A 5794-nucleotide genomic window follows, 5' to 3' on the forward strand; every position below is an offset into this window, starting at 1 on the left:
CACATGAGCATCCCCGAGGTCGGCGAACCAGCGCCGGTCTTCAGCCTGGCCGGCACCGTCGTGCGCGACGGCAGTCGGACCGACGGCGTCTACGACCTGTCCGCGCAGATCGGCCGCACAGTCGTGCTCGCCTTCTACCCGGGCGACGCGACCCCCGTGTGCAGCGCACAGCTGTGCAGCTACCAGGAGGAGCTCGACGACTTCGACGAACTCGGCGCCGTCGTGTGGGGGATCAGCCCCCAGGCGCTCGACTCCCACGAGTCCTTCGCGCGGGGCTCGTCGCTGACCTTCCCGCTCCTGAGTGACCCGTCCGGCGCGGTCGTCCGGTCCTACGGGGTCCGTGCACCGGGCATCGGCCTCCGGCGCTCGGTGTTCGTCATCGGACCCGACGGGATCGTGCGCTGGCGGCACGTCGGCATGGTCGGCCTGCGCTTCCCGAAGGCGCAGGTCATCCGCGAGCAGATCGAGCAACTCGTCGGCTGACGGCGTGTCGGTCTCCGGAATCTCCCAGCTTGGGGTATTGACACCCGAACGGGGGTGCGGGGACGATTGGCGCAACGAGAGGTCCACGTTGGACTTGCCTCCCCGGAGAATCGGGTCATCCGGAGATACGCGCCGGTGTGTCACACCCGCTCCCCGGATGTCTCCGGGGAGGCGCTCTCGGAACACTCTCCTACGCTGTGTGCGTGACCATCATCGTCGCGCCCGGGATGCGCGTCCTCGCCGTCGCGCTGTGGGCCGTGTCCGTCGCGCTCGTCCCCCTCGCGGTCGTCGGCGACGGCTCCCCCTGGCTGGCGCCCCTCCCGAGCCTCTTCATCATGTTCTTCGCTTGGGCCGTGCTCTGGCGCCCGCGCATCGTGCTCACCCATGAGGCGCTCCGCATCGTCGACGTCCGTCGCGAGAGCACCTACGCCTGGCGGCGCGTCACCGACGTCCGGACCAAGTACGGGCTCGAGGTCGTCTCGAGCGAGGGCGTGCGCCGCACCTGGATCGCGACGCGGCCGACGGCCCGGCTCGGTTCCCTCCGGCCTGGAGGCACGGTCCGGCTCAGCGTCGAGGCTGCGGCCGACGAGGTGCGCGCGATGGTCCCCGCGGTCGCCGAGCAGGACGGCCCGCCCCCGGCGAGCGTCACCGCTGCGCCGATCGTGCACCGGGCGCACGGCTGGTCCGTCCTCGCGCTGGTCGTGCTCGGGTTCGTCGGGGCGATGGCGGCCGCGCAGCTCTAGCGGTCGCGCAGCGCTCGCGGCCACGCAGCGCTCGCGGCCACGCAGCGCTCGCGGCGACGCAGCGCTCGGCGCGTCCCCGAGCCGGGCGGGCCCGGCGAGGCGGGCGCACACCGTGCCTCCAGGCCGACCCGGCACGCACCGAGTGCGACCGGTGCCGGGGCCCGGACGGACCGCGCCCCTCGACACCGGAGGGTGTCGAGGGGCGCGGTCGGTCGTGTCGCCCTGCAGGCCTACTCGTCCGAGCCGGCGGCGAGGATCTGCCGCCGCAGCTCGCGACGCTCGCGCTGGACGTCGGGGTCCGGCAGCGGCACGGCGGCGATGAGGCGCTGCGTGTACGGGTCCTGCGGGTCGCGGAGGATCTGGTCACGCGTGCCGACCTCGGCCAGGTGGCCGTGGTGGAGCACCGCGATGCGGTCGGCCAGCACGTCGATGACCGCGAGGTCGTGCGTGACGAAGAGGCACGCGAACCGGAACTCGCGCTGCAGGTCCTTGAGCAGCTCGAGCACCGTCGCCTGCACCGAGACGTCGAGCGCCGAGGTCGGCTCGTCCGCGATGAGCAGCTTCGGCCGGAGGGCGAGCGCGCGGGCGATGCCGATGCGCTGCTTCTGGCCGCCGGAGAGCTCGTGCGGGAAGCGCGTCGAGTACGACGTGGGGAGCCGGACCGCCTCGAGCAGCGACTCGACCTCCCGCTCGAGCTCGCGTCCCTTCATCCCCTTGCCGAGGAGCAGCGGCTCCCCGATCGACTGTCCGATCGTCATGCGCGGGTTCAGCGACGACGACGGGTCCTGGAAGACGATGCCGGCGTTCTGGTGCACCTGGCGGACGAGCGATCGGGTCGGCTTCGAGAGGTCGACGCCGGTGACCTCGAGCCCGCCCGACGTGATCGGCAGCAGGCCGATCGCGGCACGTCCGAGCGTGGACTTGCCGGAACCGGACTCGCCCACGAGGCCGACGACCTCACCCTCGTGCACGGACAGGTCGACGCCGTCGATGGCCCGGAACGCCTTGACGCGGCCGCGGCCCGGGTACTCGATCACGACGTTCGAGAACTCGAGCACCGGCGGCCCGAGCGTCTGCACGACGTCCGTGTGGGTGAGGGTCTCCCCCACGTGCACGGGTGCGTCGCTCTCGACCACCGACTCGAGGGTCTCGGTGAGGTCGATCACGGTGTCGCCGGCCTGACCGAGGCGAGGCACGGCGTCGAGCAGCGTGCGGGTGTACTCGTCCTGCGGCGCCGCGAAGACGTCGCGGACCGTACCGGTCTCGACCGCCACGCCCTGCTGCATGACGACGATGCGGTCCGCGAGGTCGGCGACGACGCCCATGTCGTGCGTGATCAGGAGGACCGCGCTGCCGAGCTTGCCGGCGAGGTCGCGGATGAGGTCGAGGATCTCCGCCTGGACGGTGACGTCGAGGGCGGTGGTCGGCTCGTCCGCGATGAGGAGCTTCGGGTCGCAGGAGATCGACTGCGCGATCATCGCGCGCTGCCGCTGACCGCCCGAGAGCTGGTGCGGGTACGAGTTGAACGCCTTCTGCGGGTCCGGCATCTCCACGAGCGTGAGCAGCTCGATGGCGCGGTCCTTGGCCTCGTTCGGCGAGATGCCGTAGTGGATGCGGAGCGTCTCGACGATCTGGGACCCGACGGTGAAGACCGGGTTCAGGGCCGTCATCGGCTCCTGGAAGATCACCGCGATCTCCTTGCCGCGGTACTCCCGGAGCTGCGCCGACCGGAGCCCGAGGAGCTCCTTGCCGTTGAACTCGATCGAGCCGTTCACGCGGGCGTTGCGGGGCAGGAGGCCGAGGATCGACATCGAGCTCACGGACTTGCCCGAGCCGGACTCGCCCACGAGCGCGAGGACCTCACCGGAGTGGATCTCGTACGAGAGGTGCTTGACCGCGGGGGTCCAGACGTCGTCGACCGCGAAGTCGACGTCGAGTCCGGAGACCTTGACGACGGGGGTGCTGGTGGCGGCCGGGGTGGTGGCCGCGGAGGCGGGCGTGCTCAACGACGTCCGGTCCTTTCCCGACCGCTCGTGGCGGCCGCGTGGGTGGTGTTGGTGAGGCGACGACGGGGCGACAGGCGTCGGGCCGCACGGCCCGGACCTGCGACGATGGGGGCATGCCTGCCTCCCCGTCGACGCGCGATGTGTTCGTGTCCAGGTTCAACCGCGGACTCGCGGTCGCGCTCTGGCTGATCGTGGCCCTGCTGTTCGTCACGACCGTCCTGACCGACCGGACCTGGACGGCCCGGGCATTGGCGGTCGTGCCGACGCTGTTCGGCGTCGCGCTCGGCTGGGTCGCGCTCTGGCGTCCGCGCATGACGGTCGACGACGACGGCGTCGAGGTCGTCAACGTGTTCCACACCGTGCGCGTGCCCTGGGCGGCGCTCGTGCACGTCGACACGCGCTTCGCCCTGAGCCTGGTCACCCCGAGCCGGCGCGTGTCGGTCTGGGCCGCCCCGGCGCCCGGTCGTGCCGGAGTGGCACTCGCGAGGCGTCAGGAGCAGCGACACGGCCGCAGCGTCCCGGACACCGGCGACGGCGGACGCCGGGCCGGGGACCTGCTGTCCACCGCGTCGGGCGACGCCGCCTACCTCGTCCGCCACCGCTGGGACCAGCTGCGCGAACGCGGCGCCATCGAGCTCGGCACGGCCGACGCCGTGCGCGTGCCGGTCACACTGCACTGGGCGTCGATCGTGCTGCTCGCGGCGACCGCCGTCGGCGGCTGGTTCGCGATCGCGGCGCGCTAGGAGGGCGGCGGACGTCACGCGCTGATCATCTCCGAGCCGGAGGTGTTCTGCGGCTCGCGCGTCTTGCGGAGGCTGAACCGCTTGGAGCGCGGGTCGAAGGCGTCGCGCAGGCCGTCACCGATGAAGTTCACGCAGAGCGCGAGCAGCACGATGAAGGTCGCGGGCCACCAGAACAGGTACGGGCGGGTCTGGAACGCGGACTGGTTCTGGCTGATGAGCAGACCCAGCGACGAGTCCGGCGCCTTGATGCCGTAGCCGAGGTAGCTCAGCGCCGTCTCGAGCAGGATCGCCGAGGCGATGAGCAGCGTCGCGGAGACGATGATGACGCCGATGGCGTTCGGGAGGATGTGCCGGAAGATGATCCGGGCGTCCGACGCGCCGGCGACCCGGGCCGCCTCGACGAACTCGCGCTCGCGGAGCGAGAGGAACTCCGCACGCACGAGACGGGCGATGACCATCCACGAGACCAGGCCGAGCAGGAGCGCGAGGCCCCACGCGCCGAGACCGTTCGCCGTCTTGCCGACCACGGCGCCGATGACGATCGCGGGGATGACGATGAAGATGTCGGTGATGCGCATGAGGACGGCGTCCACGGTGCCGCGGAAGTAGCCCGCGATGGCGCCGATCACGACGCCGATGAACGTGGCGAACAGGCCGATCACGATCATGACGAGCACGGAGTTCTGGATGCCGCGCATGGTCAGCGCGAAGTAGTCCTTGCCGATGCGGTCCTGCCCGAACGGGTGGTCCGCCGTCGGCGCGCCACCGTTCTGCAGGTCCTCGAGCGCCTTGTACGAGTAGTGCCACCAGCCGGGGATCGGGCCGAGGCCGACCGCTGACACGGCGAACACCAGCACGAGCAGGTAGACGATCAGTGCGATGACGGCCAGCTTGTTGGCGAGGAAGCGACGGAGGATGATCCGTCCCTGGCTCTCGCCGACGCGCTTCTCGTGCGAGCCGGGGGTCTCGCCGACGTCCGTGCCGTCGCCGATGTTGGGTTCGAGCGGGGCGCCGCCCTGGATCGTGCTCATCGGTTGTCCTCCTGGAGGTGCAGGTCCGCCTGGTCGGTGGGTCCCGTGACCGCGGCCGTGGCGACGGTCGTCGTCGTGGCGGCGGTCATCGGACGCGCACCCGCGGGTCGAGGGCCGACTAGGCCAGGTCGGCGAGGAAGTTGAAGGCGATCGCGGTGATCGCGATGACGAGGAAGTACCCCATCACCGGGTTCACGTCCGTGATCGACAGACCGCTGTTGAACAAGCTGCCCATGCCGGAGATCGCGAAGACGCGCTCCGTGATGATCGCGCCACCGAGCAGCGCGCCGATGTCGGTCGCCACGAGCGTCGCGATCGGGATGAGCATGTTGCGCAGCGCGTGGCGCACGATGACGGTGCGCTCCGGCAGGCCCTTCGCCCGAGCGGTGCGGACGTAGTCCTGGTCGAGGACCTCGAGCATGCCCGACCGCGAGTACCGCGTGTAGCTCGCGAAGCTGATGAGCAGGAGCGAGATCGTCGGCAGCAGCAGGTGCGTGTACGTGTCGATGCCGGTGATCCAGATGTCGCCGGTCAGGCCGGGGGTCTGCGAGCCCACCGTCGCGATCGGACGCGACACGTAGTTCTGCGTGTAGTCGATCCACGAGCGCATGAAGCGGTCGAGCAGGATGACCCCGGCGCTGAGGAACGCCGTCAGCGCACCGATGCGCATCATCAGCCCGCGGTCGTGTCCGCCGACAAAGTACCCCGACGCGAGGCCGACGAGCACGGTGACGATCGCGAGGATGACGATCGTGCCGACGGACGACACGTTCAGCAGGCCCTGGATC

6 protein-coding genes are annotated in these 5794 nt (G+C 70.8%); 3 read left to right on the forward strand and 3 right to left on the reverse strand.

Annotated elements, in window-relative coordinates; all coding sequences use genetic code 11:
- Together I59_RS16120 and I59_RS16125 are read left to right on the forward strand one after the other, a co-directional pair.
- On the forward strand, positions 1–483 hold a 483-nt coding region (locus I59_RS16120; RefSeq protein ID WP_022904755.1), incomplete at its 5' end, for a peroxiredoxin.
- 203 nt (positions 484–686) lie between these two features.
- Positions 687–1226, forward strand: coding sequence for a PH domain-containing protein (locus tag I59_RS16125; RefSeq protein WP_148286284.1), 540 nt, complete (start codon positions 687–689; stop codon positions 1224–1226).
- A 230-nt stretch (positions 1227–1456) separates the two neighbouring features.
- Here I59_RS16125 and I59_RS16130 read toward each other — a convergent pair whose 3' ends face one another.
- Positions 1457–3232: an ABC transporter ATP-binding protein gene (locus tag I59_RS16130; RefSeq protein ID WP_022904757.1), complete on the reverse strand. Its 1776-nt coding sequence runs from the start codon at positions 3230–3232 to the stop codon at positions 1457–1459.
- 146 nt (positions 3233–3378) lie between these two features.
- Here I59_RS16130 and I59_RS16135 point away from each other — a divergent pair, with 146 nt between their 5' ends.
- On the forward strand, positions 3379–3975 hold the full coding sequence (locus tag I59_RS16135; protein WP_187289832.1) for a PH domain-containing protein: 597 nt from the start codon (positions 3379–3381) through the stop codon (positions 3973–3975).
- Between the two features lie 14 nt (positions 3976–3989).
- Here the strand turns inward: I59_RS16135 and I59_RS16140 are convergent, their stop codons facing one another.
- Together I59_RS16140 and I59_RS16150 are read right to left on the reverse strand one after the other, a co-directional pair.
- Positions 3990–5006, reverse strand: a complete 1017-nt coding sequence (locus I59_RS16140) for an ABC transporter permease (RefSeq protein WP_022904759.1) — start codon at positions 5004–5006, stop codon at positions 3990–3992.
- Positions 5007–5124: 118 nt separating this feature from the next.
- The coding region (locus I59_RS16150) for an ABC transporter permease (protein ID WP_031274154.1) at positions 5125–5794 on the reverse strand (670 nt) is incomplete at its 5' end.

Origin of the sequence: Curtobacterium sp. B8 (assembly GCF_000333315.1) — a bacterium.
Classification (GTDB): Bacteria; Actinomycetota; Actinomycetes; order Actinomycetales; family Microbacteriaceae; genus Curtobacterium; species Curtobacterium luteum.